The organism is Buttiauxella sp. JUb87 (assembly GCF_004361975.1).
Taxonomy (GTDB): domain Bacteria; phylum Pseudomonadota; class Gammaproteobacteria; order Enterobacterales; family Enterobacteriaceae; genus Buttiauxella; species Buttiauxella ferragutiae.
Window position 1 is genome coordinate 559,308 of record NZ_SNVY01000001.1, and the last position, 13,742, is coordinate 573,049.

Annotated in this window: 11 protein-coding genes; 2 read left to right on the forward strand and 9 right to left on the reverse strand. The window is 51.9% G+C overall.

From position 1 onward, the window contains the following. Positions 1–44: 44 nt before the first annotated feature. From xdhC to guaD, 4 genes are read right to left on the reverse strand one after another with little or no spacing between them, the layout of a single operon-like run. A complete protein-coding gene (xdhC, locus tag EC843_RS02510; RefSeq protein ID WP_133521546.1) occupies positions 45–818 on the reverse strand; it encodes a xanthine dehydrogenase accessory protein XdhC in 774 nt (257 codons plus the stop codon). Next, positions 815–3,160 carry a xanthine dehydrogenase molybdopterin binding subunit gene (xdhB, locus tag EC843_RS02515; protein ID WP_133521547.1) on the reverse strand — a complete coding sequence of 782 codons (2,346 nt, stop codon included), beginning with the start codon at positions 3,158–3,160 and terminating at the stop codon, positions 815–817. Before xdhB ends, xdhC begins: the two co-directional genes overlap by 4 nt. Further along, positions 3,150–4,586 (reverse strand): xanthine dehydrogenase small subunit, encoded by a 1,437-nt coding sequence (gene xdhA, locus EC843_RS02520; RefSeq protein ID WP_133521548.1) that lies wholly within the window; start codon positions 4,584–4,586, stop codon positions 3,150–3,152. Before xdhA ends, xdhB begins: the two co-directional genes overlap by 11 nt. Then, entirely contained in the window at positions 4,583–5,914 is a 1,332-nt protein-coding gene (gene guaD / locus EC843_RS02525) for a guanine deaminase (RefSeq protein ID WP_133521549.1), read from the reverse strand. The genes xdhA and guaD overlap by 4 nt, the downstream gene beginning before the upstream one ends. 369 nt (positions 5,915–6,283) lie before the next feature. Here guaD and ydfG point away from each other — a divergent pair, with 369 nt between their 5' ends. Together ydfG and EC843_RS02535 are read left to right on the forward strand one after the other, a co-directional pair. Further along, positions 6,284–7,033 carry a bifunctional NADP-dependent 3-hydroxy acid dehydrogenase/3-hydroxypropionate dehydrogenase YdfG gene (gene ydfG / locus EC843_RS02530; protein WP_064546315.1) on the forward strand — a complete coding sequence of 250 codons (750 nt, stop codon included), beginning with the start codon at positions 6,284–6,286 and terminating at the stop codon, positions 7,031–7,033. Positions 7,034–7,126: 93 nt separating this feature from the next. Beyond that, on the forward strand, positions 7,127–7,813 hold the full coding sequence (locus EC843_RS02535) for a GntR family transcriptional regulator (RefSeq protein WP_064546313.1): 687 nt from the start codon (positions 7,127–7,129) through the stop codon (positions 7,811–7,813). A 59-nt stretch (positions 7,814–7,872) separates the two neighbouring features. Here EC843_RS02535 and EC843_RS02540 read toward each other — a convergent pair whose 3' ends face one another. The 5 genes from EC843_RS02540 to EC843_RS02560 all read right to left on the reverse strand — a co-directional run bounded on the left by EC843_RS02540 (position 7,873) and on the right by EC843_RS02560 (position 13,685). Beyond that, positions 7,873–9,324, reverse strand: coding sequence for a fructuronate reductase (locus tag EC843_RS02540; RefSeq protein WP_121813574.1), 1,452 nt, complete (start codon positions 9,322–9,324; stop codon positions 7,873–7,875). A gap of 140 nt (positions 9,325–9,464) precedes the next feature. After that, the gene (locus tag EC843_RS02545; RefSeq protein ID WP_064546309.1) at positions 9,465–10,865 is read right to left on the reverse strand and encodes an MFS transporter; all 1,401 of its coding nucleotides are present in this window, start codon (positions 10,863–10,865) and stop codon (positions 9,465–9,467) included. Between the two features lie 63 nt (positions 10,866–10,928). Continuing rightward, positions 10,929–11,942, reverse strand: a complete 1,014-nt coding sequence (locus EC843_RS02550; protein WP_133521550.1) for a Zn-dependent oxidoreductase — start codon at positions 11,940–11,942, stop codon at positions 10,929–10,931. A 14-nt stretch (positions 11,943–11,956) separates the two neighbouring features. Next, entirely contained in the window at positions 11,957–13,171 is a 1,215-nt protein-coding gene (rspA, locus tag EC843_RS02555; protein ID WP_064546305.1) for a starvation-sensing protein RspA, read from the reverse strand. Positions 13,172–13,358: 187 nt separating this feature from the next. After that, the gene (locus tag EC843_RS02560; protein ID WP_121815628.1) at positions 13,359–13,685 is read right to left on the reverse strand and encodes a YnfA family protein; all 327 of its coding nucleotides are present in this window, start codon (positions 13,683–13,685) and stop codon (positions 13,359–13,361) included. Between the last annotated feature and the right edge of the window lie 57 nt (positions 13,686–13,742).

Below are 13,742 nucleotides of genomic sequence, written 5' to 3' on the forward strand. Positions count from 1 at the left end.
TAAGTGATTGTAGGGCGGATAAGCGTGAGCGTCATCCGCCAGGCTCAACTCGCCGCCTGATACACAGCAATTATTTCGGCGGTGATGGCTACAGCAATTTCGGCTGGCAGTTTACCTTTCACATCCGGCAGCCCCACCGGGCAACGTAAGGTACTGAGTTGTTCCACCGTGATGCCTTTTCCCGCCAGCCGATACTCAAAGCGCTGGCGTTTAGTCTGCGAGCCAATTAACCCGAGATAACGGTAATCACCGCGCTTAAGTATCGCTTCGGTCAACTCCAGATCCCGCGGATGGCTGTGGGTCATGACGATAAAATAACTCTGCGCAGGTGCGGCGTGAACTGCATCCAGCGGGTCTTCTGCGTGAACGGTTTTCACCCCTTGCGGGGCGTCAGAAAATAAATCGGCGCGCTCATCAACCCAGGTAATGTGACAGGGTAACGTTGATAACAGCGCCACCAGCGCCTGCCCGACGTGGCCTGCGCCAAATACCGTGATCTGCGGTTGTGCCTGAATCAACGGTTCAAACAGCACCGTGGTCATGCCGCCACAACACTGCCCAAGCCTGGCGCCCAGATTAAAATGCTCGGTATGCAGCATCGTGCTTTGCTTCTCCAGCATCGCTCGTGCCATGGCGATAGATTGATATTCCAGATGCCCGCCACCGATAGTCAGAAACGTCTGTTCACGGCCAACAATCATTTTGGTGCCACAGTTTCGCGGCACCGAGCCTTTGTCAGCCAACACAGTCAACAACACGCAAGGCTCGCGCCGCTCGCGCAACTGCATCAAAATAGCGATCCATTCATCGTCGTTCATGGCGCCTCCTGACAACCCCAAAATACGCGTTCTGGCGTGGCGGGCGCATCCAGCATTGGGTGTTTCAGGTAATCAGTGACACTTGCCACGGCGTCCTGTAAGGCGCACCACACGGATATTCCCAGCATAAACGGCGGTTCACCGACGGCTTTTGAACGATAAACGGTGTGCTGAGGGTTGGCATAATTCTCCAGCAACTTAACCCGTAAGTCGGCTGGCGCATCGCTTATCGCCGGTATTTTGTAGCTCATCGGGCTGTCGGTCAGCAACCGTCCTTTGACATCCCAGACCAACTCTTCGCAAGTCAGCCAGCCTGCCCCTTGTACAAAACCACCTTCAATTTGCCCGATGTCGAGTGCCGGGTTCAGCGAATTGCCAACGTCATGCAGAATGTCGGTACGCAACAGACGGTACTCTCCGGTCAGCGTGTCGATAATCACTTCCGAACAAGCCGCCCCCCAGGAGAAGTAATAGAATGGCTGCCCACGACCGGCGGCACGGTCGTAATGAATTCCCGGTACTTTGTAGAACCCGGTGGCAGACAGCGGGACCTGGTTCAGCCAGGCAAGACTGGCGATTTCACTAAAGCTAAAATGCCACCCTGGGACTTTCACCACGCCATTACGAAACTCCACTTGTTCGGTTTCGCAACCGTGTAAACGACAGAGCATTTCTACCAGCCGCTCTTTAATGGTCAGTGCGGCAATTTCCGCCGCTTTACCGTTGAGATCGGCACCCGATGAAGCCGCCGTCGGTGAGGTATTCGGCACTTTTCCGGTGTTGGTTGCGGTGACCTGGATCTGTTCGACGGGGATTTGCAACACCTCCGCCACCACTTGCGCCACTTTGGTGTTCAGCCCCTGGCCCATTTCTGTGCCGCCGTGGTTGAGCTGCACCGTGCCATCGGTGTAAATCAGCAGCAATGCCCCAGCCTGGTTGAGGAAACTGGAGGTAAAAGAGATGCCGAATTTTACCGGCGTCAGCGCCAGACCGCGTTTGAGTATTGGGCTGCTGCGGTTAAAATCCGTGATTTCTGTGCGGCGCTTTGCGTAATCTGCGCTGGCCTCGAGCTGACGGGTAATTTCCGTCATGATGTTGTGTTCGACCGTTTGATGGTAGTGCGTCACATTGCGTTCAGTGTCGCCATAGTAGTTACGTTTACGCACTTCCAGCGGATCAAGGCCAAGCTCCCGTGCGATGTGGTCCATAATCTGTTCGATGGCAACCATACCTTGCGGCCCGCCAAATCCACGGTAGGCGGTATTCGATGCCAGATTGGTGCGGCAACGGTAGCCAGTCACGCGCGCATCACCGAGGTAATAAGCGTTGTCGGCGTGGAACATAGCGCGATCGCAGATCGATCCTGACAGATCCAGCGAATATCCGCAGTTAGCCGCCAGATCGATAACCACTCCGTTCAACATGCCAGAATCGGTGAAACCCACGTCATAGCGCACAAAAAACGGATGCCGTTTGCCGGTAATACGCATGTCGTCACGGCGTGCAAGACGCATTTTTACCGGGCGGCCAGTTAATACCGCTACCAGCGCGGCGTGGCAGGCAATACCCGCCGCCTGGGTTTCTTTGCCGCCAAACCCACCGCCCATGCGACGCATATCTACTGTGACTTTGTTCATCGTGACGCCAAGCACTGAAGCCACCAGCTTTTGCACTTCTGTCGGATGCTGGGTTGACGACCAGACCATCACACAGCCATCTTCCCCAGGCTGGACTACTGCAATCTGCCCTTCAAGATAAAAGTGTTCCTGGCCACCGATGTGAAATTGCCCCTGAATGCGGTGCGCAGCGCTTGCCAGCGCAGCATCAGCATCACCGCGTTGATGAACGTGCGGTTCCTGAACATAGTGTTCGCGACGTAATGCCTCTTCAACATCCAGCACCGCTTCAAGCACGTCATATTCGATAGCGATCTTTTGCGCGCCTGCACGCGCGGCTTCTGGGGTATCGGCGGCTACCGTGAGGACAACCTGGCCGTGATACTCAACTTTGTCGCGGGCAAATAGCGGGTCGCCTGGCGCTAACGGGCCAATATCCAGCTCGCCGGGAACATCCTGCCAGCTAAAAACGCGGACTACACCGGGAATGGCGTAACATTCGCGAGTATCAATATTGAGGATGCGCGCGTGGGCGTGTTGGCTGAGAACCGGGCATAAGTGCAACATGCCGGGCAAAGTCAGTTTGTCATCAATGTATTCCGCTTTACCGCTGACGTGTTTATCTGCGCTTTCATGTTTGCGGCTTTCGCCTGCGCCACCGTGCAATTTGCGAGAAAACTGCTCGATCAATGACTGTTCTGACAGGCGCACAGGATTAGTTGACATAATGTTGTACCTCAAGTGCGTAAGCCGTTTCGGCGTGTTGTAGCACCAGGCGTCGTAGCAGATTTTGCGCGAGTTTCAGGCGATAGACTCCGCTGCCACGGAAATCACTTAACGGCTGGAAATCTTCGGCCAGCGCGGCACACGCCTGAGCCAGTGATTGCGAGTTGAGCGGCAAACCTGTCAGCGCGTTTTCAGCCCTTTTTGCGCACGCCGGAACCGCAGCCATGCCACCGAAAGCCAGCCGAGCGCTCTGCACTTTTCCGGCGGAAAAATGCAGGTTGAATGCGCCAAAGACTGTCGAAATATCGTCATCCATCCGTTTGGATATTTTCCATGCGGCAAACGTCGGGGAGACTGCCGCCCGCTCAATAATCACCGCAGTGATAAATTCCCCAGGTTGCAAAGCTGTTTTGCGATAACTGAGGAAGAATTCATCGAGCGGCAACGTGCGCAGTTCGTTACCGCAGCGCAATTCCAGTTGCGCACCGAGCGCCAGCAGCATTGGCGCACCATCGCCAATCGGCGAAGCGTTTGCCAGATTTCCGGCAAGCGTGGCGTGATTGCGAATTTGCGGCGAGGCAAAGCGGTCGAGCATCTGCGAAAACGCCGGGATCACTGGCTGTAAAACCTCCTGACACGCCTGCAATGTTGCCATCGCCCCAATGCGAATTTGGCTGTCGGTGATGGAAACCGTTTTGAGTTCATCCACCTGATTGAGTGCAATAATCAATGGCAGTGTCTGAAATTGCTGGGTGATAGTCAGCACCAGATCGGTACCACCAGCCAGCAAGCGAGCCTGCGGATTTTGCTGGTACAGCGATGCCAGTTGCTCAACGGTCTTTGGCAACAGGCAGCGGTTGGATTTACTAACCTCGGCGACCTGCGATTGTTGCAGCGACTTTAAGCGTGCGACAGTTTGCATCTCAGTGCGAGTAAACTGGTCAGTACGCGTACCGCAACTTTGCTGCATCGCCTGAATAATTGGCCGATAACCCGTACAACGGCACAGGTTTCCGGCGAGTTGTTTTTCTATTTCATGACGGTCAGTCGGGCTATGCGCTTTTTGCAGTGCGAATCCCGACATCACAAAACCTGGGGTACAAAAACCACATTGCGAAGCGTGGCAATCGGCCATCGCCTGCTGCACCGGATGCAACTTGCTGCCGTCTGCTAAATCCTCCACGGTCAGCAACTGTTTGCCATCAAGCTGGCTGACCAGCGTGATGCAGCTATTGGCGCTGTCATAGCGCATTTTCTCGCCATCAACCTGGCCGAGCACCACCGTACACGCCCCGCAATCACCCGATGCGCACCCTTCTTTGCTGCCACAGCGCTGTTCACTGCCGCGCAGCCAGTTCAGCACCGTGGTATTTGGGTCAACGTTATCAAGGGTCTTTAAGGTTTGATTGAGCAAAAATTGAATCATGCCGCGACCTCCAGCGAGCCACGTTGCCAGACGCATTTACCGTTTACCCAGGTGTGCCAGATGTTACGGTCATCGCCGAGCGTCATCAGCACGAACAACTTTTCATAAATATCCCGACTGTTGGCGTAGCGCAGTTTCTGCAATGGCGTTACGGCTAAGTCCAGCACCACAAAATCCGCCTCTTTACCGGGCAGGAAGTTGCCGATTTTGTCATCCAGATCCAGCACGTGTGCACCGCCCAATGTGGCGTGATAAAACGCTTCGCTAGCGCACAGACGGTATCCTTGCAGTTGGGCAACTTTGTACGCTTCGGCCAGGGTTTGTAGCATGTTAAAGGTGGTGCCTGCGCCAACGTCGGTACCAATCCCCATGCGGATCCCCCGCTCATGGCACTGTTTGAGGTTAAACAGCCCGCTGCCGAGAAACAGATTTGAGGTTGGGCAAAAGGCGATGGCCGATTCAGTGCGGTGCAGGCAATCCCATTCACACTCTTGCAAATGGATGGCGTGAGCAAACACGCTGCGTTTTCCGGTGAGTTGGTACTGGTGATAAACGCCAAGATAGCTTTCAGAGTCGGGCCACAGGTTTTTCACCCATTCCACTTCGGCACTGTTTTCACTTAAATGGGTATGCAGCCAGGTATCGGGAAATTCTTCGCGCAGTGTCTGCACCACTTTGAGTAATTCAGGTGAAGATGTCGGCGCAAAACGCGGCGTCAGCGCATAGTTCAGGCGCCCTTTTTTATGCCAGCGCTGAATCAACTCACGCGTTTGCTGATAACTTTGCGCCGGTGTTTCGGTAAGATATTCCGGCGCGTTGCGATCCATCATCACTTTGCCCGCAATGATGCGCATGGAAAGATGTTCTGCCGCGCTGAAAAGCGCTTCCACCGACTGCGGATGAACCGTGCCAAAAACCAATGCGGTGGTGGTACCGTTGCTCAACAGTTGGCCAAGGAAAAATGCTGACATTTTCGCGGCGTACGAACTGTCCTGATATTGGCTCTCAACCGGGAAAGTGTAAGTTTGTAGCCATTCGAGTAACTGCTCGCCATACGCGCCTATCATTTCTGTTTGCGGATAATGCAGGTGGGTATCAACAAAGCCGGGAATGATTAATTTGCCGCGATAATCGAGATAATCACTTTCGCTACGCAAATGCATGCGCCCTTCTTCCCATGGCAACAAAGCCACCACCGTACCACCATCAATAAATAACAACGCATCATCATGGTGACGCGCATTCGCCAGCAACTCGTCAGGACGAGTTCCGGTTTGGGTTATATCGAAGAACTGGCCGCGTAACGCCTGCGTGTAATTAACTGTCATCGCCATGCCTGTAATGGTTTTGTGAAGAATGAGTTAATGATTGCAATGTTGATGCCACATTGAGGTTTGTCTTTAATCTTTTTTATAACAGTAGCTTAGAATACATTTTCCTTTGCTGCGCAACATTTAAGCAACTTTAGAGAAGGCAATCGGTTGCCTTTGGTCGCAATCGGTTGCCTTTTGGTATTATTAGTTGAGGATGCAAAAATCCGCGGGGTCTCATGCACCAGAAAGTTGCACACGGCAGATACCGCTGCACCAGCAGCGTGCAGGCCCTTGCAACGTCGTTTTTAGCACAAAGTTGAATTATCACTAACTGCCTTAGCATGCTAAGGTATTACCAAACAAAAACCTTTGAGGAACAGTGAGATGATTATTTTGGTGACCGGTGCAACTTCCGGATTTGGTGAGAGTATTACTCGTCGTTTCGTACAACAGGGTCATAAAGTCATTGCTACTGGACGCCGTCAGGAACGTCTGCAAGAGCTCAAAGATGAGCTGGGTGAAAGCATCATTACGCTGCAACTTGATGTGCGTAACCGTGCGGCTATCGAAGTGGCGATGGAACAGTTACCGGCGGCCTGGCGCAACATTGATGTGCTGGTGAATAATGCGGGCCTGGCGCTGGGTATGGAACCGGCTCATAAAGCGGACCCGGATGACTGGGAAACGATGATTGATACCAACAACAAAGGCCTCGTGTATATGACGCGCGCCGTGCTGCCTGGCATGGTCGAGCGTGATCGCGGTCATATTATTAATATCGGTTCTACCGCGGCTAACTGGCCATATGCTGGTGGCAACGTGTACGGGGCCACGAAAGCATTTGTGCGCCAGTTCAGCCTGAACTTACGTACCGATCTGCATAAGACGGCAATCCGCGTGACGGATATCGAGCCTGGTTTGGTCGGCGGTACTGAGTTTTCCAATGTACGTTTCAAAGGTGATGACGGCAAAGTCGAGAAAACCTATGAAAACGCCAACGCTTTAACCCCTGAAGATGTGACCGAAGCGGTTTGGTGGGTGGCGACACTGCCTAAACACGTCAACATCAATACGCTTGAGATGATGCCGGTTAGCCAGACGTTTGCTGGATTAAGCATTCACCGCGAAGGTTAATCACCTTGTCCATATTCGAAGGGATTTCGGGTATGGGCGACCGTGCAAATAAATGTTAAATTTGCACGGTTCTTCCAAAAAAAGAAAAATTTAATGCTACCGTCAACATTGCTTAACCCCACTCAGCCCGTTAACCAACAAATCTATCGCATTTTGCGTCGCGATATTGTGCGTTGCCTGATTCCACCAGGTACGCCGCTGTCTGAAAAAGAAGTGGCAATCCGCTTTGAAGTGTCCCGCCAACCGGTTCGTGAAGCCTTTATCAAACTGGCGGAAACTGGCCTGGTGCAAATTCGCCCGCAGCGTGGAACTTACGTTAATAAGATTTCCGTCAGCCATGTTAAGAACGGCTGCTTTATCCGTGAAGCGATTGAGCGTGCGGTAGCGAAGCGTGCGGCAAGTATGGCGACAGACGAGCACCTTTATATGCTCGAGCAATTGCTGAACCAACAACGCACCGCCATTGACCGCAACCAGTTAGACGACTTTTTCCAGTTAGATGACGAATTTCACCAGCAACTGGCGCTGGTAGCCGATTGTAGCCTGGCCTGGGACACGGTCGAAAACATCAAAGCGACGATGGACCGGGTGCGTTATATGAGCCTTGATCACGTTTCGCCACCAGAGATGCTGCTCGCACAACATTACGATATTTTCGACGCCTTAAAACGCCATGATGAAGACGGTGTGGATCAGGCGATGTACCGCCATCTGCATGAGATTAGCCAGTCGATATTATTGATTCGTAAAGAGAAGCGTGACTGGTTTAGTGAAGAGTAATGTTTGAAGAAGAATGATTGAAGTCTCGCCCGTCACCGGGCGAGACTAGTACGCAATATTTAGAACTTAGCTACTGTCGCTTTCGCACCGTTTTCACGTAACGCCAAATAACTCTCAGTGACTCGCTGAACGAATTTCTCGTTAGCTGGCAGATCCTCACCAAAGATAGTTTTCAGCCCCAGCAGAGCTTTAACACGGGTTTCCCCTTCTTTGCTTGACGCCACCGCTTGCTGAATCGCCGGCAGCAATGGATCGCTCACTTCAATTGGATTACCCTGCTCATCAACACCGCCAACATAACGCATCCAACCTGCAACACCCAGCGCCAACAGATCAAACTGACTACCGTTTGCCAGATGCCAACGAATGGAGTCTAACCAACGTTGTGGCAGCTTCTGGCTACCGTCCATGGCAATTTGCCAGGTACGGTGGCGCAGTGCCGGGTTGGTGTAACGGGCAATTAATGAATCCGCATATTTTGCCAGATCAACACCCTGCACGGTTAAGGTAGGTGCTTGTTGTTGCAGCATTAATGCCTTAGCAGTCCGACGGTAGTTTTCATCCTGCATACATTCAGAAATATGCTGATAACCCGCCAGGTAACCCAGGTAAGCCAGGAAGGAGTGGCTGCCGTTGAGCATGCGAAGTTTCATTTCTTCGTATGGCAGAACGTCTTTTACGAGTTCCGCGCCTGCTTTTTCCCATTCAGGACGGCCAGCAACGAAGTTATCTTCGATGACCCACTGACGGAAAGGTTCGCAAGCCACAGCCGCAGGATCAGCAACGCCGGTCGCTTGTGCCACTTGTTCCAGCGTTTCAGCCGTAACCGCTGGCACAATGCGGTCAACCATGGTGGATGGGAATGTCACATTCGCTTGGATCCACGCCGCCAGTTCCGGGTTCAACGCCTGCGCATAGGCAGTAATAACGTTACGGGTGACATGACCGTTTTCAGGCATGTTGTCACAAGACATCACGCTAAATGCTGGCAGACCCGCAGCTTTACGGCGCGCCAGCGCTTCAACAATCACACCTGGCGCAGATTTTGGCTGCTGTGGATTAGCAAGATCATGGGCGATTAACGGGTGGTCCAGCAGGATGGTGCCGGTAGCTGGAGTGTGGCAATAGCCTTTTTCAGTCACGGTCAGGGAAACAATGGCCACTTCAGGTTGGGTCAGTGCACTAAATACCGCTTCCAGACCATCGACCTGCGCATGAATGGCGTCTTTCACCACACCCACTACGCGGCAATGCCAGGCGTCGGCAGACATTTCTGCCACGCTATAAAGGTTGTCCTGCTGCTTCAAATCAGCAATTTGCTGCTCGCCACCAATCAAATTGACTTCGCAGTAACCCCAGTCGCTACCATGTTCATTAGCCAGGATGTCGGCATAAACTGCCTGATGTGCGCGATGGAACGCACCAAAACCCAGATGAACGATGCGTGATACCAGTTTGCTACGGTCATATTTCGGGAGAATAGCTTTTGCAGATAAGAGTTTGTTTTCCATTTTTACAACTCGCTGTGTAGTAACTTGGGGACAGCTACAGACTACCTGCTATGGTAGTCTGCATTTTGATTTGAATTAAACTTTAGCCATTTGGTATGACACGAAATTCAAAGTTGTATAACAACTCATGGTTTGCGCTTTCACACATGCAGGCCTTTTACCGCGCGCTGTGATTTTGGCGTTTCAGCGGCATCTTCCAGTACGCTGAGGTCGCGGTCTCTGACTTCCGGCATCAGCAGTGCTGAAATCAAACCAACGACAGAGTAAGCAATCATCATCACTACAATCGGCCACCAGGAATCGGTCATGTTGACGAAAATACCCGCCAGCACCGGGCCAAAGCCGACGGCTACCAGACCACCTGCCTCTTTAGATATTGCCATTCGGGTAAAGCGATTACGCGAACCAAACATTTCTGCCATGGTGATATTTTCCAGAGCAAACAGCCCCAGTACCGCCACATTATGAATAATGATGATCGAGGCCATAATCACATTCACCTCGTTGCTCTTATCCATAATCATCGACAGCATTGGATACGCGAGAATAATCGAGGAGATACTGACGATAATATAAGGAACACGACGCCCTATTTTATCGGACAGCCAGCCGAGGAATGGAATGGTAAAGAAGCCAATCACGGAGCTAATCATCAGGGCATCGGTCGGTACACTTTTCTCAAACAGCAGTGTCTGTACGAGGTAACCGGCGAGGAAGGTTTGAATCAGCCCTGAGTTACCCGCCTGACCAAAGCGCAACCCTGTAGCCAGCCAGAATGATTTACTGGTGAACATCGCACCCAAAGAATGGGTTTTATCCGCGGCTTGTTTTGCCGCCGCAGTGTTCCCTGCTTCGTCGTTTACTTTCTCAAATACCGGGCTTTCTTTGAGGTTCATACGCAGCCAGATGGCAAAAATCATCACCACTACACTTGCGAGGAACGGCACACGCCAGCCCCAGGCCAACAACTCTTCTTTTGACAGGAAGAAGAACATGATGGCCCAGATAGCGGTCGCAGATAATGTGCCGCAGTTAGTCCCCATCGCCACCAGCGAAGAAATAATGCCGCGCTTACCTTTTGGCGCATATTCAGCAAGCATGGTTCCGGCACCGGATATTTCGGCACCCGCACCCAATCCCTGAATAATACGCAGCAACACCAGTAACATCGGCGCAAAGATACCAATTTGCGCGTAGGTCGGTAACACGCCAATTAAGGTGGTACAGATCCCCATCATGGTGATGGTAATAAACAACACTCTCTTACGACCAATGGTGTCCCCCATGCGGCCAAAGAAGAAAGCCCCCGCGATACGGGCGATGTAACCGGCTCCATAAGTCCCCATCGCCAGGATAAGTGCCATAGCGGCAGATTGTTCCGGGAAGAAGATTTCGTGGAAAACCAGTGCCGCCCCAAGGGAGTACAACTGGAAATCCATGAATTCCAGCGCGGTTCCCAGCCAACCGGAAACCGCGGCTTTAACTAAATCGGATGTACTTCTTTCAGGCTGACTATTATTTAGCTCTATTTTTGTATTCATTTTTCTGTTCTCTGCAATTTGTCGTTGTAGGTACAGCAAATATTCGGGTTCAGAGGTTGTTGCTTAGAATTTCAATAGGACCTTGCAGCATTGCTTTTGGTCTTTCTCGAAGAGTTCCATTGCATCAAGCACCTGTGTGTAGGCGTACTGGTGGGTGATGAGTTTCTCCGGTTGGATCTTCCGCTCAGTCATCCAGTTAATGACCATTGGGAATCGATTACTGTTAAGGCGCGAACTATAAATAGTCAGTTCTTTGCTAGTGATGGCCTGCTGGCTCAGAACACAGGGATCAGAAGAGAATCCCATAATGCCAATACGTGCCGCAGGCGAGGCAATGCCGATAGCTTCCGGCAAAATCGAAGGATGACAGGCAGCGTCAATGATAAGCGTCGGGCGAATGCCCAGTTTTTCGAGTTCGGTTTTCAACTCAATATGAGTGTTGTTGATGACCCGGTCAGCACCATTGGCTTTCGCCATATCCAGGCGTTCATCAATACGATCAGCAACAATGATTTCTTTCACGCCGTAAACACCGCGCAGTGCCTGAATCGAGGTTAACCCCATTGGGCCTGCGCCATAGACAAGCGCCGTATCCAGCGGGCCAGGATTCATCTGGCTACAAATGTTTGCCGCAATGGTAAACGGCTCGACCATGGTGGCTTCGTTATCGGGAATACTGTCTGGCACCCGATGTGCATTGTTGGCAGGCAAAGTGACATATTCGCTAAACCCGCCATCGCGATGTACGCCAATCACCTGAAGTTCAGCGCAAACATTTGGCCGCCCGACTAAACACGGATAGCAATGACCGCAACTCACCACCGGGTCGCCAACCACGCGCTCGCCAATGCGTGAAGACTCAACACCTTCACCCACCGCATCTATGTGGCCGAAAAACTCATGTCCAATGACGCGTGGGTATTTAGCAAACGGGTTATGGCCACGATAAATATGCACATCGGAACCACAAATACCGGCGCTGCTCACACGAATACGCACTTCTCCCGGTTGTGGTTGTGGAACGGGACGTTCTTCAATGACCAATTTTTCAGGCTGCTGTATGGTTACGCTTTTCATAGTTTTCTCTCCTGTTACCAGTTCCACAAGGTGCCATCTTCAAGGCGTGCGACCGGCAAGTAAGCAGGTTCGTAGGGGTATTTCGCGGCCAGTTTTTCGTCGAACTCAATTCCGATGCCCGGTTTTTCACCCGGGTGCATGTAGCCATTGTCGAACGTCCAGTTGTGTGGGAACACTTCGAGCATTTGTTCGGAGTAACCCATGTATTCCTGCACGCCGAAGTTCGGTACCCACAAGTCAAAGTGCAGCGCCGCAGCGTGGCAAATTGGCGAAAGGTCAGAGGGCCCATGCGAACCGGTGCGCACCTGGTAAAGCGAAGCAAAGTCGGCAATTCGGCGCATCCCACTGATGCCGCCCGCGTGAGTGATGGTGGTGCGGATGTAATCGATAAGCTGTTCTTCGATAAGTTGTTTACAGTCCCAGATGCTGTTAAATACTTCGCCCACTGCGATCGGCGTAACGGTGTGTTGACGAATTAAACGGAAGCACTCCTGGTTTTCGGCAGGTGTCGGGTCCTCCATCCAGAACAAGCGGTGTTCTTCGATGCTCTTACCAAAGCGCGCAGCTTCGATTGGCGTCAGACGGTGGTGCATGTCATGCAGCAGATGTTCGTTAAAACCAAATTTATTGCGCACCGCTTCGAAAAGCTTCGGTGTGAAATCGAGGTATTTTTCAGTGGACCACAGCTGTTCTTCCGGCCAGTCGCCTTTGGTTGCTGGTTCGTAAGCCTGCCCTTTTCCTTTTGCCATGCCGTAGGTCGTTTTCATGCCGGGCACACCGCACTGCACGCGAATGGCTTTGAAACCCAACTCTTTGTGACGCGCGTAGTCGTCCAGTACCTCGTCGATGGAATGGCCGGTGGTGTGGCAGTAAACCATCACTCCTTCACGGGATGCGCCACCCAACAATTGGTATAGCGGCATGTTGGCGGCTTTGGCTTTAATGTCCCATAACGCCACGTCGACCGCCGAAATTGCCGACATAGTGACAGGGCCACGACGCCAGTACGCGCCTTTATAGAAGAACTGCCAGATATCTTCGATGCGATGTGCATCACGGCCAATTAACTGCGGGCAGACATGATCTTTGAGGTAGGAGGCGACAGACAACTCGCGGCCATTTAACGTGGCATCGCCCAGCCCGGTGAGTCCATCGTCAGTAGTAATTTTTAGCGTGACAAAGTTACGTCCAGGGCAAGTGACAAAAACTTCTGCTTTTACAATCTTCATTCGGATTCCCTTACAACACATTGGTCGACAGTCTTCAATGCATGTAAAACTACGTCACTGCCAACTACCATACAAGTATGCTTATTGAATTTTAGCGTGTTGAGTCACAATTAATTTGTGACTCTTGCGTAGTGTTTCAGTGGGAATGCGAGAAAAGCAGGAAGATTATCCGAAGGGAAATGACGTATCAGGCGCGGCCCCAACCCGCCACGATAATTAACATGCCGCTAAACGCGACGGCCGCCCCCACCCAGTCGTATGTACTTAACTTAACGCCGTCAATCCAGCGTAACCACAGCAAAGCTGTCATCACATAAACCCCGCCATAAGCGGCATACACGCGCCCACTAGCTGCCGGATGGAGGGTTAACAGCCAGACAAACATCGCCAGTGATAATGCCGCAGGAACCAGCAACCACGCCGAACCATCGCGTTTTAACCAAAGCGTCGGTAAAACACAGCCGATGATTTCAGCGAGCGCAGTAACAAAAAAGAGCAAGGTTGTTTTGATCATATTGAACATTGTCTGGAATAATGAGGTCAATAAGTGGGTCATCTGATATATCCCACT